At 44.4% G+C, this 25,675-nt stretch carries 22 protein-coding genes; 17 read left to right on the forward strand and 5 right to left on the reverse strand.

Annotation, left to right across the window (positions count from 1 at the left end):
• The first annotated feature begins 223 nt into the window (after positions 1–223).
• The 8 genes from JMX83_RS13060 to JMX83_RS13095 all read left to right on the forward strand — a co-directional run bounded on the left by JMX83_RS13060 (position 224) and on the right by JMX83_RS13095 (position 9,105).
• Positions 224–547 carry an H-NS histone family protein gene (locus tag JMX83_RS13060; protein ID WP_201602568.1) on the forward strand — a complete coding sequence of 108 codons (324 nt, stop codon included), beginning with the start codon at positions 224–226 and terminating at the stop codon, positions 545–547.
• Between the two features lie 242 nt (positions 548–789).
• Positions 790–1,626: a type II secretion system protein N gene (gspN, locus tag JMX83_RS13065; protein ID WP_201602570.1), complete on the forward strand. Its 837-nt coding sequence runs from the start codon at positions 790–792 to the stop codon at positions 1,624–1,626.
• A complete protein-coding gene (locus JMX83_RS13070; protein ID WP_201602571.1) occupies positions 1,627–2,523 on the forward strand; it encodes a type II secretion system protein N in 897 nt (298 codons plus the stop codon).
• A 78-nt stretch (positions 2,524–2,601) separates the two neighbouring features.
• Positions 2,602–4,857: a type II secretion system secretin GspD gene (gene gspD, locus JMX83_RS13075; RefSeq protein ID WP_201602573.1), complete on the forward strand. Its 2,256-nt coding sequence runs from the start codon at positions 2,602–2,604 to the stop codon at positions 4,855–4,857.
• 225 nt (positions 4,858–5,082) lie between these two features.
• A complete protein-coding gene (locus tag JMX83_RS13080; protein WP_201602576.1) occupies positions 5,083–5,250 on the forward strand; it encodes a hypothetical protein in 168 nt (55 codons plus the stop codon).
• Between the two features lie 168 nt (positions 5,251–5,418).
• Positions 5,419–6,357: a TatD family hydrolase gene (locus tag JMX83_RS13085; protein WP_201602601.1), complete on the forward strand. Its 939-nt coding sequence runs from the start codon at positions 5,419–5,421 to the stop codon at positions 6,355–6,357.
• A gap of 69 nt (positions 6,358–6,426) precedes the next feature.
• Positions 6,427–7,308: a tRNA threonylcarbamoyladenosine dehydratase gene (locus JMX83_RS13090; RefSeq protein ID WP_201602579.1), complete on the forward strand. Its 882-nt coding sequence runs from the start codon at positions 6,427–6,429 to the stop codon at positions 7,306–7,308.
• Positions 7,309–7,329: 21 nt separating this feature from the next.
• Positions 7,330–9,105 carry a GAF domain-containing hybrid sensor histidine kinase/response regulator gene (locus tag JMX83_RS13095; protein WP_227675865.1) on the forward strand — a complete coding sequence of 592 codons (1,776 nt, stop codon included), beginning with the start codon at positions 7,330–7,332 and terminating at the stop codon, positions 9,103–9,105.
• 197 nt (positions 9,106–9,302) lie between these two features.
• On the opposite strand, the gene efp is transcribed toward JMX83_RS13095, so the two are convergent.
• Positions 9,303–9,875, reverse strand: coding sequence for an elongation factor P (efp, locus tag JMX83_RS13100; protein WP_201602581.1), 573 nt, complete (start codon positions 9,873–9,875; stop codon positions 9,303–9,305).
• Between the two features lie 162 nt (positions 9,876–10,037).
• Between efp and epmB the strand changes: the two genes are divergently transcribed.
• The 8 genes from epmB (at position 10,038) to JMX83_RS13140 (ending at position 20,961) form a co-directional block, all read left to right on the forward strand.
• Entirely contained in the window at positions 10,038–11,045 is a 1,008-nt protein-coding gene (epmB, locus tag JMX83_RS13105; protein WP_201602582.1) for an EF-P beta-lysylation protein EpmB, read from the forward strand.
• Between the two features lie 415 nt (positions 11,046–11,460).
• Positions 11,461–13,200: a hypothetical protein gene (locus tag JMX83_RS13110; protein WP_201602583.1), complete on the forward strand. Its 1,740-nt coding sequence runs from the start codon at positions 11,461–11,463 to the stop codon at positions 13,198–13,200.
• Positions 13,201–13,530: 330 nt separating this feature from the next.
• The gene (locus JMX83_RS13115; protein ID WP_201602584.1) at positions 13,531–15,618 is read left to right on the forward strand and encodes an EAL domain-containing protein; all 2,088 of its coding nucleotides are present in this window, start codon (positions 13,531–13,533) and stop codon (positions 15,616–15,618) included.
• 58 nt (positions 15,619–15,676) lie between these two features.
• Positions 15,677–16,135 (forward strand): c-type cytochrome, encoded by a 459-nt coding sequence (locus JMX83_RS13120; protein WP_201602585.1) that lies wholly within the window; start codon positions 15,677–15,679, stop codon positions 16,133–16,135.
• Between the two features lie 48 nt (positions 16,136–16,183).
• Positions 16,184–17,212: an AAA family ATPase gene (locus JMX83_RS13125; RefSeq protein WP_201602587.1), complete on the forward strand. Its 1,029-nt coding sequence runs from the start codon at positions 16,184–16,186 to the stop codon at positions 17,210–17,212.
• A 110-nt stretch (positions 17,213–17,322) separates the two neighbouring features.
• Positions 17,323–18,339, forward strand: coding sequence for a DUF58 domain-containing protein (locus tag JMX83_RS13130; RefSeq protein WP_201602589.1), 1,017 nt, complete (start codon positions 17,323–17,325; stop codon positions 18,337–18,339).
• Positions 18,336–20,567 (forward strand): transglutaminase family protein, encoded by a 2,232-nt coding sequence (locus JMX83_RS13135; RefSeq protein ID WP_201602591.1) that lies wholly within the window; start codon positions 18,336–18,338, stop codon positions 20,565–20,567. Before JMX83_RS13130 ends, JMX83_RS13135 begins: the two co-directional genes overlap by 4 nt.
• Positions 20,568–20,673: 106 nt before the next feature.
• Positions 20,674–20,961, forward strand: coding sequence for a DUF4031 domain-containing protein (locus tag JMX83_RS13140; RefSeq protein WP_201602593.1), 288 nt, complete (start codon positions 20,674–20,676; stop codon positions 20,959–20,961).
• A 92-nt stretch (positions 20,962–21,053) separates the two neighbouring features.
• Here JMX83_RS13140 and JMX83_RS13145 read toward each other — a convergent pair whose 3' ends face one another.
• On the reverse strand, positions 21,054–21,572 hold the full coding sequence (locus JMX83_RS13145; RefSeq protein WP_201602595.1) for a DUF302 domain-containing protein: 519 nt from the start codon (positions 21,570–21,572) through the stop codon (positions 21,054–21,056).
• A gap of 92 nt (positions 21,573–21,664) precedes the next feature.
• The gene (locus JMX83_RS13150; RefSeq protein ID WP_227675866.1) at positions 21,665–22,531 is read right to left on the reverse strand and encodes a LysR family transcriptional regulator; all 867 of its coding nucleotides are present in this window, start codon (positions 22,529–22,531) and stop codon (positions 21,665–21,667) included.
• Positions 22,532–22,848: 317 nt separating this feature from the next.
• On the opposite strand from JMX83_RS13150, the gene JMX83_RS13155 reads away from it, so the two are divergent.
• Positions 22,849–23,973: an S-(hydroxymethyl)glutathione dehydrogenase/class III alcohol dehydrogenase gene (locus JMX83_RS13155; protein WP_227675867.1), complete on the forward strand. Its 1,125-nt coding sequence runs from the start codon at positions 22,849–22,851 to the stop codon at positions 23,971–23,973.
• Positions 23,974–24,126: 153 nt separating this feature from the next.
• Here JMX83_RS13155 and JMX83_RS13160 read toward each other — a convergent pair whose 3' ends face one another.
• A complete protein-coding gene (locus JMX83_RS13160; protein ID WP_201602597.1) occupies positions 24,127–24,822 on the reverse strand; it encodes a haloacid dehalogenase type II in 696 nt (231 codons plus the stop codon).
• A 44-nt stretch (positions 24,823–24,866) separates the two neighbouring features.
• Complete coding sequence (locus JMX83_RS13165; protein WP_201602599.1) at positions 24,867–25,520, reverse strand: DsbA family oxidoreductase; 654 nt, start codon at positions 25,518–25,520, stop codon at positions 24,867–24,869.
• Positions 25,521–25,675: the final 155 nt, after the last annotated feature.

Consider the following 25,675-nt stretch of genomic DNA (forward strand, 5'->3'; position numbering starts at 1 on the left):
TTTAGACTAAGACTGTGACAGTCGGGGCAATTGATCTGTATTTGTGTCTTCATAACCTCAAATATATCATCTTGCTTTGACTGTCACCCTTCCTTTATTACCCCAGCATACTTTTTGATACACCACCTAATTTTTTAATAATGAATGAATCATCATTCAGGTATCTCAATAGGTACAATGTCTCTATTGAGGTGATATTTTTTATCCGACAGTTGGACTTACTATGAGTAAAAATAACGCAATTGATTTAGATAACTTAAACGTAGATGAACTACGTGCCATCACCGAAAATGCACAGCAGCTTATTGCCAAAAAACAGCATCAGCGTTTGTATGATGCTTATATGCAGTTTGAGCAAATTGCAGAAGACAGCAATGCTACGATTGAAGAGATTTTAAAAGCTGGTGAAAAACTAGAGAAAAAACGCAGTATTAAGTACCGTAATACTGATAATAAGGAAGAGACTTGGACTGGTCGTGGACGTAAACCAACGTGGTTGGTTGAAGCCCTAGCAGCAGGTCGTGACCTTGAGGATTTTGCTATCTAATTAGGCTATCCAATTAGATAGTTTCGAGTCGTGACATAGTACGAGGCGGAGCTTATCAGTCTTATGGATAATGGTTTATTTACAATCATTTAGTCATAAACGCTGAAGCTTTGCAAAATAAAAAAGCCAGTATCTCTATTGCCAATATTTTGGTAAAAAGATACTGGCTTTTTTTCTGTCATCTATAGGTCATTGTTTGTTATGATAATGACGTTTTTGTCTTATATAAGAGTTGTGCAACCGTGGCCCAAGTATCTGAGTTGTCTCATAAGCGTCCCCGCAAGCTTTGGTGGCTGATCGGATTCGTATTGTTTGCCTTATTTGCTGTATTGCAAATGCCAGCGGCATGGCTACTTCAAAAGTATGCACCCAATACGCCTTATGTGCAGCATGTGTCTGGCAATGTATGGCAGGGCTCTGCCATTTGGCAAATTCCTCTATCATCGACACCGCTCACAGGGATGGCCGAATGGTCATGGCAGCCATGGCAACTGCTCACAGGAAAGCTTGCTGCCGATGTGAATATCAACTCCGAGCAAACGAGGTTAAACGGACAGGTAAAACTGGGTTTAAACTCATGGCAAGTCGATGATATGAGCGGAAAGATTGCCCCTGAGACTTTGTCAAGTGTGGTTGATTGGCAACTGCCTAATACGCCTATTCAAGTCAATGGCGTTTCGTTAAAGCGTCAGTCTAGCGACAATGCATCATCGGAATCCGCTGAGAATGAGTCTGCTAAAAATGCGGCCGGATTTAGTGAAGCGGATGGTCAGTTGACCTGGGTTGGCGGTGAAGTCGGCTATCCTAGTGGTGGTAAGGTTTTTTATATTACTATGCCTGCATTGCGAGCTGAGCTGAGTGCTGAGCAAAAAAACAATAAAAACCTGCTGCACATCAATCTATTGAATAATCAAGATAAGCGTTTGGGCGATCTGTATATAGACGGGGACAACATGCTAGATGTTAGTCTGACTCAGCGCCTATTAGAAAACATGCCTGAATACAAAGGGCAAGCACCGCAGGATACACCAGTCGTTAGTGTGCGCCAGCCGCTGCTAGCTGGTTTGGGGGCGCCCTAAATGTCAAATATTACTGCCAGCTTAAAGCCTGTCGTGAATACTCTCAATCGTTTTTCAGGGTGGTTATTGCTACTAGCAATTGCTTGGCTATGTTGGACAGCGGCGCGTCTTTTGTGGTTACTATTAGCAGCGCCCTTAGCACCTGCTTTGCCGCTAGCCCCTTTGCAAAACAATACAAAGTCTGCCAATGACTATAGTGGTTTGTTTGCGATATTTGCTGATCCTGACCCTATTGCAGCGGCAGTCCAGCCACCACCCAATGTTGAGCTTAAAGGCGTACTACTCGCCATACCGGAGAGTATGTCTTCAGCGTTGCTTAACATAAATGGTGAGGTGAAAAATTACCGAATTGGTGATGGACTAAAAGACAGCGACTATATTCTTGTCGCCGTTGACTGGAATTCGGTTATTATCGCGGATGCCAATGATAAAGAAACGGTGATTAGCATGCCAGATGCTATGCCGCTAGATCAAAGTGACATGCTGGCAGGCGGTGTCAGTAATCAACGTTTGCCGGACAATAGTATGTTACCGACTGCTCCTCAGACACTACAAGATACGCCGCCTGAACCGGCAGAGACAAATGGTGAAAGCAGTCCGCAAACGGCGATTGAAGAGGCGGTCACCGCGCTGCAAGAAAATCCTGCCAGTTATTTGAGTAGAATGGGGGTGATGGCCTCAGGTGAGAGCTATCAAGTCACCGCAGCGATGCCATCAAAATTACGCAATCGACTCGGACTAGAGCCAGGCGACAAAGTGTTGACAGTAAACGGGCAAAACGTGGGCAATAATCCTGCTCAAGATGCTGGCGTATTACAGCAAGTACAGCAAGCAGGCGAAGCACAAATCGAGGTTCAACGTGGTGAGCAAGTTATTACTATCCGTCAACAGTTCTAATAAGACGGACTTTTAGCAAAGATTGCTCGTTAAAAACTCAGTACATATGACGCAATATCACTGTAGGTAATTATCAATATGGTAAGTTTTCATCAATTTTCAGCCACACCTTTACACCGTATCCTGCCGCGTTTGATGCGCCTGTGTCGTCCTCTTTGCCTAGCGGTACCCTTATGGGCTGCTAGCATGGGCCTAGCGAGTGCTGAGAGCTGGAAGGTCAACTTGCAAGACGCTGATATTAAAGCCTTTATTAATGAGGTAGCAACCATCACTGATCAAAACTTTGTCCTTGATCCTCGTATCAACGGCAATGTGACGGTCATCTCGAACAAAGCCTTGTCCCGTGATGAGATTTATCAGCTGTTTTTAAGTGTCATGCAGGTCAATGGGATTGCAGCGATAGAGTCAGGTACGACGATCAAACTGGTGCCAGATAATGTCGCTAAGCAGTCTGGTGTCGCCGTTGACTTGCGCGGCAATAGCGTCGGTGAGTCGCTTGCAACCCGAGTGATTTATTTGACGAATACTCAAGCAGCAGAAGTGCTGGGTGTCATAAGACCTTTGATGCCGCAGTCTGCACATGCCGCAGCTGTACCTGGTGTAAACGCGCTGGTACTATCAGATCGTGCGGATAGCCTGAACCAACTCACCGCACTTATCCGTGATTTGGACAGCAACGTAAATGACAGTCTGCAAGTGATACCACTACGCCACGTCGATGCCGAACGTATGATGGAGTTAATCAGTGCCTTGGTGGCAAGCGCTGGTAGCGGACAAGCACAAGGTGGTAATAATCAACTCAAAGTGATCGCTGATTCATCAAGTGACAGGTTGCTGGTCAAAGGCAGTCCTGAGATGATTGCCAAAGTTCAGGAGATGGTTAATCAATTAGATACCACACCGACAAGACGATTAAGTGGGTTACGTGTCTTTCGCCTAAAGTATGCCAGTGCTAACCATATTGCCGATATGCTACGAGGTCTGCTGGCCAATCAATCAATTAATAGCGCTGGTGCAACCTCAACATTAGAGTCCGCTTCTTTAAATGATGCAAGCAGTACAGGTGCAACCATTAACAGTGCGGCGAGTGAAAGTATTGGCAGTAGCAGTAGTACATCAGTTGTGCCTGCTAGCAATACAGCTGGAAGCGGTACAGGCGTCGGTGGCAGGCCTTTTAGTATCATTGCTGACGAAACTCAAAATGCCGTTATCGTCAATGCTGCTCCTGAGCTCATGTTTGAGATTGAAGATGCGGTCAACCAATTGGACAGTCGCCGCGCACAAGTCTTAATTCAAGCCGCTATCGTCGAAGTTTCAGGTGATGATGCGACCCAGCTAGGGGTTCAGTGGGCACTGGGTAATGCCAATAGTGGTTATGGTGTCGTCAACTTCAATAATGTTGGAGCTAGCGCGACAACCTTAGCAGGTGCTGCATTGGCAGGTAGCGGTGTCGCGGGTGCAACAGCGCTTAGTCAGGCTGCCAGCTCTATCGTTGGTGCTTTGGTTGGGATTGGCGATAGCCGAAAAGACAGTCAGGGTAATACGGAATTTTATGGGGCTATCTTGCAGGCGCTTGATAAATCTACCAGTGCCAATCTATTGTCCATGCCATCTATTTTGACATTGGATAATGAGAAAGCCAGTATTCTAGTTGGTCAAAACGTACCTTTTGTGACGGGTTCCTTTACCACCAGTGGCAACAACTCAAACAACCCTTTCCAGACCATTGATCGGCAAGATATTGGTATTAATTTGAACGTCATTCCTCATATTGGTGATAATGGCACGGTACGCTTGGAAGTCTCACAAGAAGTCTCTAGCATTGCACCGACTAGTAGCGGTGTAAACGGCTTGATCACTAATAAAAGTCTCATTAATACGACGATTTTAGCAGACGATCAGCAAACCATCGCTCTAGGTGGCTTGATGCGTGATAACAGCACCACCAGTCAACAAAAAGTCCCAGGGCTTGGCAATGTACCAGTGATTGGCAGATTATTCCGTTCTGATAACGACAATACCCAAAAGAGTAACTTGATCATATTTTTGCAGCCAACGATCTTGCGTGATGGCGGTGCGGTAGCGAGTGTGACCGAGCGTAAATTTAACCAAATGCGAGTGCTGCAATTGGTGATTGATAAAAACGGCACCATCAAACAGTTGCCCTTAAGCGGTACAGAAGGTTGGGATGGCAATGTCGATGCAGACTATGAGCTAATGCCGCTTAACCCACTTATTCCTAAGCGTGATCAAACCCCGCGGTCAACCTCTCAAGGTTTCACCAAGGTAGATAGTCCTAACAGCGGTATGACGACGTATCCTCTCAATCGTTAAAGCAGTTATTAATCACCACTTTAAACAACCGATATCTTCAATCAGCGCAAGCCAATGTACGATGTAACTTTTGTTTATTACATCGTACATTGGCTTGCGTATTCGTAACACAGATAAACATAGCCATAGCCATATTTTTCGTATACTAAACATTAGTAGAATAATATTATATATCTGCTTTTTACGTTCTAAGGTTTATGGTTAAATGATAGGTAGAGATCAACAATGGCAAACCATGAAAAGTTAAAAAAATGGCTGGTCTTGAGTGCGGTTGCTACGGCATTATTGGTCATCCCTAGACGCAGTAGCCGAAAAGCCGATGAGATGACTGACGCTAATATAGTAAATTTGAAAAATAAGCGCAGTCATCACGGTGATAAGGATGCCCAATAGGGAATCGTAACGCTTTATATTGAACGCGGCATTGCTTGAATAAGCTGTTACTACAGCCATTTGTATAATATGATGATTGACAAAGTATTTTGCTAAAGACGTTATTTTTGGAGTGTATCAGTGTCTGTTCTTGAATCATCGACTAAGGCAAAACAAGTATCAACCAGTATGTATCCCCTTATCGATACACATACGCATTTCGACGCGCCAGTATTTGATAATGATCGAGAGCAGCAGGTTCAAAGCGCTTACCGTCAAGGTATACGTCATCTCATACTGGTTGGTTATCTGTCTCAGCATTTTGAGCGTATGTATGACACTAAGCAGTTGATTGATAAGTTATCAAAGCATTTTGGCATAGACACTGATGAAAATAACGAGTCTGATTTCTATACGCATATTGCGTTAGGCTTACATCCTTTTTATATTGAGCAGCATACTGATGCTCATCTGATAGAATTGGCGCAAATGGTTGCTAACAGTCGACCATTAGCCATCGGTGAAATTGGCTTAGATACCTTTACTGATGCAATGAAAGAGCCTGACGTATTTGATAAACAAAAGCGGTTTTTTGGGGCGCAGCTAGATATCGCTGTGACTCATCAGTTGCCCGTGATGCTTCATATTCGTAAGGCGCATGCCGAAGCGCTCGCTATATTAAAAACGCACGAATACGATGCTCACACATTAGGCGGTATTGCGCATAGTTTTAGTGGCGGTGAACAAGAGGCCAAAGCTTTTGTAAAACTAGGGTTCAAGCTGGGCGTTACAGGGCAGGTGACCAACCCGAACGCCAAAAAACTGCGCCGCGCTATTCAGGCCGCTGTGGATATATATGGTATTGAGTGCTTGGTGATTGAGACAGACTGTCCGGACATGACACCGATTATGTGTCAAAATTCAAATAGTCAGCATCCAGCCGTTGGGCAAAGTCCAGACAATGAATGGGAGGCAGTCCACACGCATGATAGGAATGTTCCTGCTAATTTGCCTTGGGTATTGTGGACTTTAAGTGAGTTATTGGGTGTCTCACAGGATAAACTGGCTAAACAGTTATGGCAAAATAGCTGCGATGCCCTAAAAGTAAACTGGGCTTACCCAACATGATGATTAAACTTATAATTAAACGATGAAGCAAGCACAGTCAAAATATTTAAGAAGAGTATTTAAAAAGCTATGAATGAAACCAGACAAATTGAGCACCCAGTCGTAGAGCCAGCCACTGCCGAATATGATAATGTACAAGCTGGTGTGGATGAAAAGGATGAGCAGTATGATCGCCGCTTTCAGGGGACGCGCACGCTTTATGGCACATCAGCTGTCGATACGTTTGCAGCATCGCATGTCTATATCATTGGGGTAGGCGGTGTGGGTTCTTGGGCAGCAGAAGCGTTGGCGCGAACGGCAGTAGGAACTATTACTTTAGTTGATTTGGACGTGTTGGTTGCTTCTAATGTCAATCGGCAGCTACCAGCGCTAGACAGTACTTTTGGTCAAAGCAAAATCGCAGCAATGGCGGCACGTATTCAAGAGATCAATCCTCAAGTCACCTTAAATCTCGTTGATGATTTCTTGACCGTCGAAAACGTCGCAGCGCTATTGCCGAGTCGCCATGAAGCGAAAGCAGCCGCTGATCAAGGTAGGCCTACTGTGATTTTAGATTGCGTGGATGACATGAATGCCAAGCTGGCGATTGCCCTGCATTGCCGTTTTAATAAATTAAAGCTGGTCTGTGCCGGCGGTGCAGGTGGTAAGATAGATCCAAGTCAAATAAGAGTGAGCGACTTGCGCGACAGCTATCAAGATCCATTGCTTGCCAAATTGCGTAATAAGCTGCGTCATGAAAAAGGCATCAACAGCGCGCTAAAAGAGAAGTTCGGTATCAAATGTGTCTATTCTACCGAGCCACCGCATGTGGATAAGAGCTGCCAAGCAGGCGGACTACAATGTGGTGGTTATGGGTCAGCAGTAGTCGTCACATCGGTGGTCGCAATGATTATGGTGAATGAAGCGTTACAATTATTGATAAAGCAGACGAGTCACCAATCGAGCGTCTGATATTATTTAATGGAGTCTATCTTGTCTATATCTAACTCACCTAAAAGCAGCTACCCAGTAGCGGTAGATGAAGTAGAGCGTGTCAACAAGTTGAAAAAATATCAGGTACTCAATGAAGACGAGGAGCCTGCATTTGATCGATTGGTTGCACTCGTAAAGCTGTTTTTTGATGTGCCGGTGGTAACGATCACTTTTATGGATGAGGAAACGCAATATTTAAAACCAGCCTGCAAATTCAACAGTGAGACTGAGAGTGTATGTACCACAACACGTGAAGTAGCCTTTTGTAATTATACGGTTTTATCTAACGAAGTCTTTGTGGTGCCAGATGCATTGGAGGACAGTCGCTTTCGTCAGAATCCACTAGTTACTGGCTTGTCTCATTTGCGGTTTTATGCGGGTGCACCGATCATTTTGCATGAAGGCAATAAAAGTTACCGATTAGGTTCATTATGCCTGATGGATACCAAGCCCAACCATAGCTTTAGTGACCAACAAAAAGAGATATTGGCGCAGTTTGCGATGATGGCAGCAGATGCGTTGAAGCTACAGGATAAAGAACGTGATGCCAAACACGCCAATGAGATGAAATCTAACTTCTTGGCCAATATGAGTCACGAAATACGGACACCAATGAACGGTATCATTGGTATGGTAGAGATGCTAGGTGACACTGAGCTTAGTGCTGAACAGCGAGAGTATGTAGATAATATCAAAGTCTCTAATGAGCATTTGATGGTGATTATTAATGGGATTTTGGACTTATCGAAAGTTGAGTCTGGAAAAATGTATATTGACTCTATTCCACTAAATTTATCTACATTATGTAATGAGGTGGTCAGCCTATTTTCTATCAAGGCACGTCAACGAGGATTGACGCTAGATTACCATTATACCGAGTCATTATCACCTTATGTAAAAGGGGATCCAGTACGCCTCAAACAAATCATCGCAAATCTTGTCAATAACGCGATTAAGTTTACCCGTGAAGGCGGGAGAGTGAGTATTGATGTCAAGCATATGAATAATTGCTATCGCGAAAACATTGACAAAAATAGCATGAGGCAGGAGACGTTAGAACGTAAGGCTGATAAGAATATGACCTTATGTATTGAGGTTACAGATACAGGTGTTGGTATAAAAGCTGAGTCATTAGAGGCAATATTTGATGCTTATGATCAAGCCAATAAATTCACGCATCGCCTCTATGGTGGTACAGGTCTTGGGCTCTCCGTCTGCAAGTCTCTTGTCGATCTGATGGGTGGGTATATTTGTGTCGATAGCACCGTAGGCGTTGGTACTACATTTCGAGTGTTATTGCCGCTACCGACTATTGATGAAGAGAAATACGAAACATGGCAAGACTCCCATGATCTCACAATGACAGAGCCTAGTCACGAGCGTGCAGGTCATATATTATTAGTAGAAGATGATACCGTTAATGCCATTATTGCCAGAAAGGCACTGACCAATAGCGGCCATACCGTCACTCATGTGACTGATGGTCAGCAAGCGATTGAAGCTTTTGCTTTATTTCCTAAACGTTATGATGTCATCTTGATGGATCATCACATGCCGATTTTGGATGGTGTACAGACCACTATTAAGCTGCATGAGCTTTATGACCCTCAAGAGCTACCACCTATTATTGCTTTGACTGCCAATGCCATGGATGGAGAGCGCGAAAAGTACTTAAAAGTTGGTATGCAAGATTATTGCACCAAACCTTTTAAACAGGAGCAGCTAAACGCTTTGGTACAATATTGGTTGATACAAAAGCAATTAGAAGAAGAGTAGGTCGCAGGTCATTATCATGATAATTTCTATGGTAATGACTACTAAATGCTAGGCGCTACTAAATGTTAGAGGTGGCTCTATGACAATAAATACAGCAGCTGTAAATACAAAAAAGCTTAACCGTTTATATAGCGGTTAAGCTTTTTTATTAGTGATCAACACAACAATCTCAGCGATCAATCACGCTTATTGCGCTATTAGTTTACACGAGTTTGGTAGTCACCAGTACGCGTATCAACACGGACGATTTCACCTTGCTGTACAAATAGCGGTACACGTACCACGGCACCAGTTTCTAGCTTAGCCGGTTTACCACCGCCGCCTGAGGTATCACCGCGTACACCAGGATCGGTTTCTGTGATTTGTAACTCAACGAAATTAGGCGGCGTTACTGATAAAGGCGCGCCATTGAATAAGGTAATGATACACAGTGCATTACTGTTCTCTTTTAACCATTTAGGTGCATCGCCTATGGCGTTTTTGTCAGCTTGGATCTGCTCAAAGCTTTCAGGATGCATAAAATGCCAAAACTCGCCATCGTTGTATAGATAGTTCATTTCGGTATCCATCACATCAGCCGCTTCTAAGCTGTCGCCTGATTTGAATGTTTGCTCCAATACTTTACCACTACGAAGATTACGCAGCTTAACGCGGTTAAAGGCTTGACCTTTACCAGGCTTAACAAACTCGTTTTCAAGAATGGCACAAGGGTTGCCATCAAGCATGACTTTTAGACCAGCTTTAAATTCATTAGTAGAAAAACTTGCCACAAGAGACTCCTAGGGGTTGTAGATATGGTAGTAGATAGATATGAGGCTGACTGTACCAAAAGTTGCTGCCAAGCCAAGTGCTTACGTATTAGCGGTATACTTTGATAGGGTAGACACTAAGGGCGTATAATATCCGATTTTGGGCACAGGTAGTAGGCTGTCATGATAAACCATTTAATCACACAAAAAAACTGGCAAACGCAATTATCGGAAGCCATTACCTCTGTTGATGAGCTGCTCAGTCTCCTAAAACTTGAATCATTGCGCGCAGACGTCTATGTGCCGAAGCATTTTGAGCTGCGTGTGCCGCGTGGCTTTGTAGCAAAAATGACCGTCGGCGACCGTGATGATCCGCTATTAAGACAAGTACTGCCAGACCAACAAGAGCAAATCAATGTAACGGGCTATGTGGCGGACCCTTTAAGCGAAAACAGCCAAAACCCTGTCAAAGGTATGCTGCACAAGTACCAATCAAGAGTATTACTGACGATCACTGGGGCGTGCGCGATTCATTGTCGCTACTGTTTCCGTCAGCATTTTGACTATAGCGCCAATATGCCAACTGCAGATGCAAAAGAAAATATCATCAACTACATCAGCGCGCATCCTGAAATCAATGAAGTGATTTTGAGCGGGGGTGATCCCTTAAATGTGACGAATAGACGGTTATTTGCATGGTTAGATACTCTGGAATCTATCCCGCAATTGACGACAATTCGACTGCATACCCGTCTACCATTAGTTGTTCCAGCCCGATTGGATGACGCGCTATTAGACAGACTGTCTCAAAGTCGCTGCCGTATCGTGATGGTCATTCATTGTAATCATGCCAACGAGATTGATGATCTGACAGCAGAACACCTGCAACGTGCTCGCGCAGCTGGCGTGACGCTGCTAAATCAAGCAGTACTATTAAAAGGTATTAACGATAATATCGATGCTCAGACAGAATTAAGCCAGCGTTTGTTTGCTTGTGGCGTACTACCGTATTATCTACATGTTTTAGATAAGGTGGCTGGTGCCGCGCATTTTGATAGCGATGAGCGGTCGTCAATTGAGCTCTACTGGTCGTTATTGGCAGTATTACCGGGATATTTGGTACCTAAGTTGGTCAGAGAGTTGCCGAATAAACCATTTAAGGTGCCGATTGACATTTACAATCACGATTAATATAGGCAATATAGGGTTTCGCAAAAATTACTAAACAAAGGATGGTTTTTTTATCAAAACGATTGGCCAATTGCTAATGGTTTTAATAATAGAGCGTTTGGGGTTGTTGTGCTCATCTATGGATGGCATCGCTAGAGTATATTCGCATAGAATGCGAATATATCTACTGAATGGCATATCTCATTTGATTTTACGACTTTGACTGCTTTAATTCATATACTGTACGAATATGCCGCTATATAACATTTAAAAATACACTATCTGGAAGTACAGCGGCTAAGCATTGATGGTACCGTTTCCTTAAAAAGAACCGTAGTACGCATTCTTTTTTATCTAATATTGCTCTACTTTGTGTAGTTGCATACTTGCCTCTTGCAAACTTACTCAGAGTGACCAACAGTGAGTAGGAATACTGATGATAACTTTATCTATGTTTCAAGAAGCCCTTTCTTCCAAAGAGCCACTACCAACGCCAAATCAATCAGTGAACGGCCAAGAGCATCATCTGCTCAAACTATTGACCACGCTAACTTCACAAACCCAAGAGCAGCAAGCTGAGCACTTAGAAAAAGTTCTCTCCGTACTATGCGATGCTAATATAGATGAGCTTCAACGCCTTAAACTGATGACTGCTGTGAGCGATGCTTCAGATCGATTGATTGCCACGTTACGGCAGCAGTATATTTATGAAACAGGCGCGCTGAGTGAGGTGCAGCTGGGTTATGTGGCTCAAGTAAAATCCTTGCATTATTTAATTATTTTGGCTTACGACAAGGTTGTACGTCGTCAAGAATTAATATCAAACAGTCAGCCAAAAAAGATTTTAAAGAAAGGTTTTCCACGCTATTTTAATACCAATAAAAAGCGCGCCAATACGCTTACTGTTGCCATTTATCAGTCGCTACTGAGGTACCACAAACTATTGTGTGAAGAGGCGCTTTGCTATCGCAAGCCATCAGATTATCTCTGGTCGAGAATTAATCAGCTGTACCATCTCGCCTATCAACAGCGTGTGTCTCATCTCGATTTGAATCGAGAAACAGTGACACCCTACACAAATAATATTCATCAGCTTTATTGCCAAATATGCTTACACAGTTTATTGAATGTACGTGCCATGCGTCGTCCTAATATTCTATTGGTGCAACGTTTATTGCCTGAATGGTCTCAGTATATTGTCGCGACAATCGAACCAACGACGGAAACACGAGTGTTCGTGGATTTACAGAGTGATAAACCACCAACGTATCTAACGCCCAATTCTGAGATAAATCCCTATGAAGATCACCATGACTGCTTGTTTCTAGAGCTGACCCCTATGGTGCAGTATTTTAATTCACGTAGGCAGGTATCCATTGAGGGCAGTAATGTAGGGATAGGACACGGTCTGCTAAATACGATCTCAATGACCATCAGTTATCGTTATCTACAGCCACAGCTCACGCTGCCTACTAAATATAGTGTCAAACACCGTGCGAGCTTAATCGCTGGTTTTAACAGTATCCACCACTATGTTGGTGACTCGAGCAGCTTTGCTAGCTTGATAGCAATAGACGAGCTATCCATAGACGAGCGCCCTCGTTATGACACGGTTAATTCAGAGCAAAACAGTAATAGCGCGTTAGACATAGAAGTGTTTGACAGCCATGACCGTCTGTCACTATTTCGTACACTGCGATTGGTACCAACAGTAGATGTCTTGAATAATGAGCATGTTGGAGAGGAAGCTCTTGACATAGATAGGATAGATGGCGAGCTTGTTGCAATCACACCGCCATCATTACATATCATGAGTTTGTTCTTGGTCTGTCAACCTGATATGGCAGAGCAGCCTGATCGGTCAATAGGGGTAGTGCGTTGGCGACATTTTGATACCAAAGACAAAGAGATTGAATGGCAATTGCTTGGTCATCAGGTTGTGGCATGTGGATTGCGCTTGGAAGGGAGAGACCCACAGAACCATCATTTTGTGCCGGCGCTGATTCTTGGCAAAGATGAGCAGCTGCAAACCATGAGTTCGCTTATTGTACCTTCGTCTTACTTTAAGCCTGATGATAGAGTCATTATGCGTATCAACAGTAAACAAACCCATTTACGTTTGGGTCGTAGATTACTGATGACTGATGGGTTTAGTCAATACGAAATAGCCAAATAATGACTATTTATAAATTTACTGAAAGAAAGATAGGTTGCACCGTATAAGAAAAAAGGCTGATGTTTTTTTGATAATGATATTAAACAAACAAGGTCATAAGTTAACCTGCAGTCAACCGAATTATTGTCTATAATGAGGGATATTGTTACTCTGATTTATAAGATACCTCGGGCGCTAGAATATATCATGCCAACTAAAACTCAGCCACTATCACAATACTCACTGAGCCTACTCTCTATAGTGTTTTCTAAGTTAGGTTAGTTTTTGGAAACAGTATAAGGTGTCAAAAATAAGAGATAAAGATACAACCATAAGATTAAAAGGCTACCTATGCGCATTCAGTCCACCTTAAATTTATTAGTGATTAACGATGATCAGCTCTATGCTGAGCGTCTTGTACATCTACTGAGCGATTATTATGACAGCGTGAATTTAGGATTTTTGGATGATAAAGAAGAGCTGTTAAAAGTACTGCGCCAGTCGTGGGATGTGCTGGTGTTCGGTAGTGCCTATGATATGAGCTTTACGGATGTGGTTGGTATCATTCAAGAGCAGAGCATTGACTTGCCGATGATTTATTTGATGAAGGATGAGGCGATATCGACCGCGTGTAATGATGAGGGCTTGCCTGCGGTGATGAGCGGAACCATGGTCAAAGCACTCAAGGCTGACCAAGAGATGGCTGTCGTTATGGCTATTTGCTTACAGCACGATAGCTTGCGTAGTCGCCGCGAGCTCAAGAAACTACGCCATGTCCTATCAGAAGCAGAGCAACGTGCCAATGTGCTGATTAAGAACTCAAAAAGTGCAGTTGCCTATATCGATGAAGGTATCCATATCTTTGCCAATGATCCTTATCTTCAACTGTTTGGCTTTCGGTCAATGAATGATGCCATAGGTGTGCCTGTTGTTGATTTGATTTCAGGTGGCGATAGTGTCAAGGACTTTAAGCAATTTCTACGTCAGTTCGATAAAGGTAGCCGTGACGAAGTCGAGTTTAACTTTGAAAGCGTGCGCACAGATGGCAGTACTTTTGAGGCAAAATTACAGTTGGCATCTGCGACTTTGGATGGCGAACCCGTTACTCAGATTATCATACAACAAAATGCTAGCAACAGCGCAGAGGTTGCCAAACGCTTGGCTGAAGCAGAGCGTAAAGATAACCTGACAGGTGTGAATAACCGCCGAGGCTTTGAGGAGCAAATGGCGATAGTACACCAGCAAGCAACTCAGGGTGTGCTGACAGCAGCATTGCTCTATGTACAGCTCGATAACATTGGAAAAATAAGAAGTAGCCTCGGTCTGCAAGGAGTAGATACGACTGTCAAACAGGTTGCCTATACACTAGATGAACTGGTATCGGACGGACATATCAGCCGCTTTAGTGATACCGCATTTATGATACTTGTCAAAGACAAAACCACCTCAGAGCTCGAAGAGCTGGCTGAGAACATCGGTTCGCGTATCAGTGAGATGCTCATTGAGGTAGATAAGCGTACGACGAGTACCACGGTGAGTATTGCGATCGTCAAAATCGAAAAAAATACCGCAGAGCCCGCTATAATAATAGAGCGTGCTATGGATGCTATTAGCCAGATCATGGTCGAAACCTCTAACCATGGTGGCACTTATCATCTATATGATCCAAGTGAGCATGCCAATAGTGATGATCATGCGCTTGCTGAGTCTCTGATTGATGCTATTACAAACAGTCGATTTGAGCTGTCATTTCAACCAATATATGATATCAATCAAGATCGTAGTGACTTTTTTGAAGTGTATCTGCGACTACCATTGGCCGATGCCGATAACACGGTATTGACTCCTGATCAGTTTATGGCTGTTGCCAAGAAACATAAGTTACTCGAAAAAATAGATCGCTGGGTACTCATTAATGCTTGTAAAAAAGTAAATGATGTCCGTAAAGAGTATCCTGAAGCCAGACTATTGGTGCAGCTAACCAGTGCCTCATTGATTGATAAGAAGCTGCCCAATGTTGCAAGCCAACTGATCAAGGCAGTAGGCGGCGCTGCTGGTGTGTTAACATTACAATTTAACGAAAAAGACATCTCAGATCATTTAACTGTGGCAAAATCTCAGTTTTCGGCCCTTAATGAAGTCAGCTGTCAAATGGGCATCAATAACTTTGGATCTTCTGCCAAATCTATCGAAATTGCCAATTTAGTGCAGCCGGACGTCGTGCGTTTGGCCCGTAACTATGTACAAGATATCCACTCAGCAGATAACTTAGACACGGTTAAGTCACTTATCACGCGTACCAATGAGGTAAATGTTGATGTGCTAATGCCGTATATTGAAGATGCAGCGACTATGTCAGTCGCATGGAGTGTGGGGGCGCGCTATCTGCAAGGATACTATTTAGAAGAGCCTAGCAAAACGCTAAAGATCGCCAGTTAACATATCGCGATGCTACAAAATCTTTATCGCTAATGCTCACCAACCAAAGATTGCCAAAATGTCTATTATTAATAAATATCAAATAAGCAGTCTTTTTGCCGTTGTTTTATTGCTCACTGCTTGTGAGCATACACCGCCTGATCATCGCGACCCTGTGACCTTGCCATTGTATACTGAAGGAGATGCAGTTAACGGCGCGTTGATCTATAAAGATGCCTGTGGTCAGTGCCATCAACGTAATGCTGGTCTCAATAAAAAGGGACCACAATTAATGAATATATACGGCGCGCCAGCTGCTGAGCTAAAAGATTATACCTATAGCAAAGGGCTCACAGAGTCAGGGTGGGTATGGGATGCCAAAACACTCGATCCCTATATCGCGGATGCACAAAAAGCCATGCCAGATTCAAAGATGCTATCAGACCCTATGCCAGATGCCAAAGAGCGCGCTGATGTTATTGCGTATTTATCAACCCTCCGCGCTGATGCGCCGATTGTCGTAGATGATGCAAACTGACCTTAATGGTTGATCGTTATGACCCAAAAAATGAGCCGATAATTTACTATGACCCATGCCCCTAACGATAGAGCACCATTACCCACATATCAAAAAATAGCCAAAACGCTTAGTCAGTCCGATCCTAGTGGCACCGATTTGCAACGCAATCAGCAGAAAATTGCACAACTGATGGCGCAATTGAACCAAATTGTATTGGATAAACCGCAAGCAGTTAAATTGGCACTCAGTGGCATACTAGCAGGTGGGCACTTATTGCTACAAGACTTGCCCGGTATGGGTAAGACAACGTTGGCTCAAGGTTTGGCTCAACTGTTAGGTCTAAGTTTTAGCCGAGTGCAGTTCACCAATGACATGCTACCTGCCGATATCTTAGGGATGAGTATTTACGATCAAAGCAAATTGCGCTTTGAATTTCGTCCTGGTCCTATTTTTACTCAACTGCTACTCGCTGATGAAATCAACCGCTCCAGCCCCAAAACGCAAAGCGCGTTACTCGAAGCAATGGAAGAGCGACAAGTGACGCAAGATGGACAAACTTATCCCTTGCCGCAGCCGTTTTTTGTTATTGCAACCCAAAACCCACTGCAACAAGCTGGCGTCTATCCGTTACCTGAATCACAGTTAGATAGGTTCTTGCTGTGTCTGTCATTAGGCTATCCGTCCGAGATGGCAGAGCGTGAACTACTAAAAGGTCAAGATCGCCGTGAGCTATTAAAAGATTTAGATGCGGTGCTTGATACTGAGGCTGTGCTATTGGCACAACAAGGCGTAAAACAAGTTTATGTAGCAGACGTTGTATTGGATTATTTACAAAGACTCGTTGCAAAGACTCGAGCAAGCCAAGAGTATCACGGGTTATCACCACGTGGCGTGCTATCGCTACAGCGTGCTGCACAGGCTTATGCATATGTGTCAGGGCATATGGAGGTGACGCCTGAAGATATCCAAGCGGTCTTTGCTGCCGTGGCTGATCATCGTCTCGGTCAGCGTTTTACACCTGCACAAGTGGTAGGTGGGCAAGCACCGCAGACCATCGCCCAACGCATTTTAGCAGACGTGCCTGTCATCGTTTAGCTGTCTATATTGTAGTACGAGCAGGTTTGATAATACATGGCTATATCATTGAGTCCGTTAGTCTGAGGACAAGCGACTAGAGTCAATTACATGGTAAGAATAGGGTAGTCATGAGCTTTTTACCAAAAGCCTTAACCGCGTCAATCAGGTCAGCAATGAGCCGTTGGTTTGCCTCGCGTGCACCCAAAAATGATAGCGCGACGCTCAATCTACGCAACGTCTATATTTTTTTTAGTCGTGAGGGCATGCTATTTGCCGTGCTATTAGTGATTACCTTTATCGCGGGTATCAATTATGGCAACAACTTGGTGCTTGGCTTGTGTTTTTATCTAGTCAGCGTTTGGTTGATTAGTTTTCATGTGACTTTTGCGCACATATCGGGTTTGCAGGTGCGTCTGCTAGAAGTGACTATGACAGAGGCCGGTACGCCCGCTTGGGTAACGCTGCAACTTAAAAGTGAGAGCCGTCAACCACGGCGACAGTTATTATTTGAGTTTGAGCAAGCAGCTGACAAGAAAAATAAAGCTGACACGAATCGGCAAAGCTCCATACTCGTAACGAGTCTACAAAGTGAGCAAACTATCCGCCTACCTGTTCAAACTCAAAGTCGCGGTCAGTTTGAATTACCACGGCTAACAATCAAAACGGTTTATCCTTTAGGTATTATGCGTGCTTGGTCTTACGTCTACTTTTCGCGTAAGGCTTGGGCGTATCCCAAACCTGAAGTATTTGATTGGCAGGCGCAGTATTCAATTGCGAGCTCGGAGGATCTGCCAACTGGTGGGCAATATCGACAAGGACAAGACGACTTTGAGCGACTGGATAATTATGTCGAAGGGGAGTCACTGGCTCGAGTCTCTTGGGGACATGTGGCACGGGGTCAAGGTATGTTTACCAAGCACTTTGCAGACCCTGTTGGTCATGAGCAGACACTTGATTATGCAGATATGCCCGCCGCCCATCACGAACAGAAGCTTGCGCAATTGGCTCATGGAGCGTTAACACTGGGTCAATTAGGCGTACCCTTTCAAATGCGTTTACCCAATGATATGCCTACTAGCGCAGCGGTGGGTTATGGTGAGACTTTTGCGCAAGCGTGCTTGCTAAGGCTGGCGAAAGCACCATGACTGAAATCAAGCAGTTTTCTACAACCGATACCACAAAAACGGCAAGCTTTGAGCAGTTAGCACTCGGTCAAAATACGCAAGCGAAAAATGGTATAGCAGCTGATAATAAATGGTATCGGCGACTACTGGCACTACCAGCCTATTATTGGGTGCTCATTGCTCAAATAGCAGTCGTGTTACCACATGCTGCTCACTTGCCAATATGGTTAATCGGGTTTGCTGCGGTTAGTATCATCGCCCAACTACCGCGTCTCAAGAGTCGGCTAAAAAAACTCTCGCATTTAAAACGCGTCTATCAAAGCATGCAGATGCTGGGTTTTTTATTAGGCCTAGTAGGTCTGTGGTTGACGTACAACACAGCCTTTGGGCTAGATATGGGCGTGGCATTTTTGGTGCTATGTCTCGCTAGTAAGCTTTGGGAGCTGTACAAGCGCCGCGATGCTTATGTGGTGTTGAATTTATCGCTATTTGTACTTGCTGCCTTGTTTTTGATGGACCAAGGTTTGATTACCACTCTAGAAGTGATAGTAGGAGCGGTGATTGTACTATTGGCGTTTATTGCGCTCAATGATGATAGCAATGCTCGTGGTGATGGACGCCTGCGTACTTTAGGGGTATTAGGTATTGGGGCACTGCCATTGTTAGTGGTGCTGTTTCTATTTTTCCCAAGACTGCCGCCGCTGTGGTCAGTACAACTGTCAGGTCAGCAAGCCACTACTGGTGTGTCTGATAGTATGTCACCCGGTGATTTTGCCAATTTAGGGCAGTCGACTGAGCTGGCTTTTCGCGTAGAATTTGCCGATGAGCGTCCACCGCAACAGCAGCTATATTGGCGGGGACTCGTGTTTAGTGATTTTGACGGAGTTGCATGGCGACTAAGCAATAAGGTAAGTCAATGGTCGTCGAGATCGCAAGCCCCTACATGGATTCAGAATGCCTTCGCTACCGTTCCTGAGCAAGTGCAAGCATCACCTACTCGCTATCAAATTATCCTAGAACCTACTCAGCAGAACTGGTTATTCGGACTCGATTATCCTTTTTCTCAGCAGCCAGATATCAACATTACTTCAAACTTTACATTATCAAAAGATCAGCCAGTCACGCAGCAGCTGCGTTATGATGTGTTACAGTTTGCGCCGATGCGTATTGACCCGATTCTGACAGATGTATCAAGACGTGTGAATCTTGCACTACCAGCTGATGGAAACCCACGAGCACGCGCGCTTGCTAAGCAGTTGTTTGAGCAATCAGGCTCAGATCCCGTGCGCTACATGAATGCTATCGAGCGCTGGATCAATCAAACAGAATTTCGCTATACGTTATCGCCGCCACGACTCAACGCCAACCGTATTGATGAGTTTTTGTTTGAGACCAAAGCAGGATTTTGTGAGCACTACTCTTCAAGTTTTACCTTTATGATGCGCGCAGCAGGTGTTCCAGCGCGAGTAATAGCGGGCTATCAAGGGGGCGAGCCCAGTCGCAATGGCAACGTATGGGAAGTGCGGCAGATGGATGCGCATGCATGGACTGAGGTTTGGCTCGAAGGTCAAGGCTGGGTACGCGTCGATCCAACGTCATTTGTGGCGCCTGAGCGGGTTGAGCAAGGTATGAATGCGATGACCCAGCAGCAAGGGGCGGCCATGTTTGGCAGTGGTGCCAGCGCGCAAATCAGCTATCAGCAGTATCAAATGCTGCAAACGCTACGTCGTTTATCTGACCAAGCCAGCTATTACTGGCAAAAAGATGTGGTTGGCTATGACCAAGACAAACAAACAGATTCGCTACTAAAGTGGTTCAACATCAGCTCCATCATGCAGCAAATCATCTGGTTAGCGGCCAGTGCTGTTATCATTATGGCAACTTTAGTATTCATCATTTGGCGCCGCCGCCGCAAACGCTGGCACCCAGCAGATCTACCGCTTGCCCAGCTCTCAAAACGTATCGGCAAGCGTGATAAATTGCTGGCTCGAGAGGAGAATGAAGGGCAGTTAGCTTGGCTAGAGCGTTTGGCATCTGCTATCGATAGTCGCCTAGATGACGATACTCACCGTAATGCAAGTCATTTAACAGACAGTGAACATCCGATAGCGATTCAGACAAAGTTGATTGAAATTAGACAAGACTACCGTCAGCTACGTTATGGACGCCTGAGTAACTTGGATATTAGCCATAGTAAGTATCAAAAACTACTCAAGCAACTCAAAAAAAATGTGCGCGAGCTACTGTAACTTCTCAGATATTTGATATTGGGGTTAGAGGTCTTAATTATTAAATGTCTGATAAACTGCCTTGAAGAGCAGTTCGAAAATATCAGTAAGCAAGAGAGATGGATATATGGCGGTATATGTAGATTTTGTGCAAATAAAATTTAAAGGCTATAGATGGTGCCATATGCTTGCAGACAGTTTGCAAGAGCTGCATGATTTTGCAGCGTTTATCGAGGTAGATCCGCGTTTATTCCACCGTAACGCCAGTTACCCACATTATGATATCACCGTACAAATGCGCGAAACGGCTATTGCACAAGGCGCGCTTCCTGCAGACAGAAAAAAGATTATTGAATGTGCCAAGAAGCTAAAAGTAGAGCTGCAGTCTGAAATGTCGTTGTCTGATAGTTACTGATGTAGCCATAGGCCATACAAAGAAAAAAGGTTGGTGAAGCTTTTGCTAATCCACCTTTTTCTTTGCTTAGATTATACCTTTCTCATTTGGTATTATTTGGCAACTGCCGCTGTACTGACAGCGTTAAGTGCTTTTGAGATATTATCGATAACGGTATCGCAGCCTTTGATATTATGGCGTGTTTTTAGATATTCAGGATTGTTGTATGAGAGCCATACCTTTTTATCGGCATCTTCGCTAATGAGGATTTTTTGCGGTAAATCAATGGCGACGGTTTGCTCGCAATTCATTAAAGGCGTACCCGCTTTAGGGTTACCAAACATGACGACTTGTGTTGGTCGTAATGACAAGCCTGCACTCTGAGCATTTTTTTGATGATCGACGCGGGCAAATACTGTCATACCTTTACTTTCGATAATAGAGACCAGCTTGTCTGCGGTATCTTGAACGGAATGATTGCTTGGTAAGGTTACTAGGCCTTTTTCAGTATTGGTTAACTGGGTTGTTTCTGTCATTGAACCAGTAGCATCAGTTTTATTCAAAAACGTGTCGACACTGGCGCAAGATGACACGGCCAATGCTAGCGCGGCAATAGAGACAGTTTTAATCATAGTGATATCCTTGAGCGATCTGTAGTAGGTGGCAATATCGAATACTCATTGTGCGTCATCAGACCGGTGATGGCAACACGTCTCAATAGATCCTAAACCAAACGCTCTGCCAGATAATCGACCAGTAGTCGGATTTTTGGCGATAAGTGACGGTTATGTGGGTAGATGGCCCAGATGCTTTCTTCAGGTTCTCTATAGTCATCAAGTAAGCTCACCAACGCGCCCGATGCCAGATATTTTTGTACATAATAATCAGGCAGCTGTACGATACCAAGCCCTTTTAGCGCCGCATCAACCAGACTATAGCCACTATTGTATTGAACCGTACCAGAGACGCGCAGGTTTTTTTCTGTGCCTTTTTCGACAAAATGCCAATAGTCGCGTGTCCCTAGTAAGCAGTTGTGCTGGCTGAGATCATCAAACGTGCGCGGCACACCATATTGATGCAGATAAGCAGGTGTCGCACAGACAAAATTGGTGCGCAGGCTAAGTTTTTTTGCCATCATCGTGGAGTCGCGCAACTTGCCAATACGAATGGCCAAATCATAGCCGCCCTCGATCAAATCAATCTGTTGATTGCTCAAAAAAGCGGTCACTTCGATCTCACGATACTGCATCATAAAATCATTGATTAGCGGCAGTAATTGCTGCTCGCCATAAGTCACAGGCGCGGTCAGTTTAATTCTACCTTGAGGCTTTGATTGCAAATTGCTCACCGCTTGCTCAGCTGCGTCCAAACCATCGAGTACACTGCGGCAATGCTGATAAAAAACGCGGCCCTCTTCGGTGAGTGAGACCTTGCGCGTGGTACGATAGAGCAGCTTTATATTCAGTCGCTCCTCTAATGCGCTGATCTGGCGGCTGACTTGCGCAGTCGAGATGCCAAGCGCTTTTGCAGCGCGCGTAAAGCTCTCATACTCTGCCACACAGACAAACTCACTAATCCCTTCCCAGCGCATGATTATTACCAATATGTAAAAGATATTTGCAAATATAGCATATTGTTATCCGCTCAGAAATAAATATAATGGTTAGTATCAATGTAAATAGATGCTGCTTTACTGTCATCGATGCTTGCCTATATAGGGCAGGCAAGATAAGCTCAGTTTATCTTTATCCGTTTTAAGTACAGAAATCGTGACGATTAAAACGAGCAGATAACCTTATTGAACAAAAAGAATTATATTGAACAAAAAGAATGATTGGGCGTGAATGACAGTTTTTGAGTTTACGCTACATCACAATCCATCAATAACAATCAAAAAGAGAGATTCCTATGTCAGATAAATTTATTAAATCAAAAGCAGCCATCGCTTGGGGCCCAAAGCAGCCACTATCTATCGAAGAAGTGGACGTCATGCTACCGCGTAAAGGCGAAGTATTGGTAAAAATCGTTGCCAGCGGTGTGTGTCATACGGATGCGTTTACTTTATCTGGTGAAGACCCAGAAGGCGTATTCCCTGCCATTCTCGGTCATGAAGGCGGCGGTATTGTTGAGCAAGTCGGCGAAGGCGTGACCAGCGTTCAGGTCGGTGACCATGTCATTCCGTTATACACGGCAGAGTGCGGCGTGTGTAAAATGTGCCGCTCAGGCAAAACCAATCTTTGCTCAGCAGTACGCGAGACGCAAGGTAAAGGTTTAATGCCAGATGGCACGACGCGTTTTTATAAAGACGGCGAGCCAATTTACCATTATATGGGTTGCTCAACGTTTTCTGAGTACACGGTTTTACCAGAAATTTCATTGGCCAAAGTCAATAAAGACGCGCCATTAGAAGAAGTTTGCTTGCTTGGTTGCGGCGTGACCACCGGCATGGGCGCGGTCATGAATACTGCCAAAGTCGAAGAGGACGCAACGGTTGCTATCTTTGGTCTTGGCGGCATTGGACTATCCGCAGTAATCGGTGCGGCAATGGCAAAAGCCAGCCGTATCATTGCGATTGATATTAACGAGAGCAAGTTTGAGTTGGCTAAAAAACTAGGCGCAACCGATTGTATTAACCCGAAAGATTATGACAAACCGATTCAAGAAGTTATTGTTGAGCTAACCGATGGCGGCGTTGATTATTCGTTTGAATGTATCGGTAATGTCGATGTCATGCGTTCGGCGCTAGAGTGCTGTCATAAAGGTTGGGGCGAGTCGGTCATCATCGGTGTCGCTGGTGCTGGACAAGAAATCTCAACTCGTCCGTTCCAGTTGGTGACAGGTCGCGTCTGGAAAGGTTCAGCGTTTGGCGGTGTGAAAGGCCGTACGGAATTACCAGGTTATGTCGAGCGCTATCTGGCAGGTGAGATTCCTTTACAAGACTTTATCACCCACACGATGCCAATAGAAGACGTGAATGAAGCGTTTGACTTAATGCACAAAGGCGAGAGCATTCGTACGGTTGTCAATTTCTAAGCGTCGTTACTGACAGCAATATCAAAATCATGGTTTTAACCTGATGACGCTATAATAAAAAATGCTGCTTCAATTTTGGAGCAGCATTTTTTTGCGTCATGGTGTTTTGAAAGCTACAAGATAGTATTAACAGCAATCTCGCAAATGCAAGTATTAAGCACCCTTTTTGTTAATAATTTGATCTGCTAGTGTCGATAAATCTGATGCGATCAAATCTGGTACTGGCACATTTGGTGCGCTAAGCATTTCGTTATATGGGCGAGTTAAAAAGGCACCCTGACAGCCTGCCGCTTGTGCGCCGATAGTATCCCAAAGATGACAAGCAACGAGACATAAGTCTGATGCCTTAACATTAAGCGTATCAGCCACCATTTGGTAAGTTTCAGGTGCTGGCTTGAACTTACTAACAGTCTCAACACTAAAATGCTGCTCAAAGAACTGACTGAGTCCTGCTTTATCTAATGGTGTTGGAGACGCGCTGCTCGCTGAGTTGGTTAGTGTGACCAATCGAAATCCTGCATCACGCAAACGAGCCAGTGCTGGTGCTACATCAGGGTGAGCCGGCAACGCACTCATTCGTTCTTTAAACTCATCGATATCAGACTCTGTCAGCGTCACTTGCCTGATATCTGCAATCATCTGTAGTGCGCCAACACCAATCTCACCAAAAGGTGTATACAGACCAGATAGCGTCATGGTTTGAGAATATAGCACCAGCTGAGCGAACCATTCACGCAAGACGTTTTGCTTGCCAAACACTCGCGTAAAAAAAGGCGTGAGCGTGTCGATATCGAGCAGTGTCTCATTGACGTCAAATACAATGATCGAAGGAAAGCGTTCAAAAGACATAAAGCATCCTTGTATAAAATAACATTTTTATAATGACAGATGGTTTAGTCAGTCATATTCGCCAATTGCTCTAATATGCTGACGTAGTTTTCAACCCCTTGCGCACCGCTGACTAAATGGCGCTCGTTGAAGATAATCGCTGGCACACTTTGAATGCCTTGCTGCTGCCAATGCTGTTCTTCTGCTCGCACTTCTTTTGCAAAGAACTGACCTTCTAGTACTGCCAGTGCCTCACTACGGTCCAGTCCAGTCTCTGCTGCAATGTCAGCAAGTACGTTGATATCAGAGATATTCCTATTATTGGTAAAATGCGCGACAAACAACGCTTGTTTTAACTCATGCATACGCCCTTGTTGATCAGCAAAATGCAGCAGCTGATGCAGATTAAAAGTGTTATGCATACGCGTATCATCATTGAAGTTGAATTCAAAACCAACCTCACGACCAGCTTCCGTCATTCTGATGCGACTGGCATCCGACTCTTCTTTAGTCGAGCCATACTTTTCGATAATGTGCTCACGCAAGTTTTGCCCCTCGCTTGGCATATTGGGGTTTAACTCAAACGGATGCCAATGAATGGTGTGTGCGGTATTGGTTTGCTCAAGGGCTTTTGCCAGTTGGCGATAGCCGATGACGCACCAAGGGCAGACAACGTCTGAGACGATGTCTATTCGGAGTGGTTTTTCTGATGTGTTCATATGTCCTCACAGGTATTGTTATTTGTATTTTATTTGAGATTTTCATAGATGGGTATATCGGGCAGCGCTATCTAAAGGGATTTGCTCGCTGCAAAATAACTCAGTCAATACTAAGAGAATGAGGGATCGATTACAATGTAGTCTGCACAATACTA

This window comes from Psychrobacter piscatorii (assembly GCF_904846415.1).
Classification (GTDB): domain Bacteria; phylum Pseudomonadota; class Gammaproteobacteria; order Pseudomonadales; family Moraxellaceae; genus Psychrobacter; species Psychrobacter piscatorii.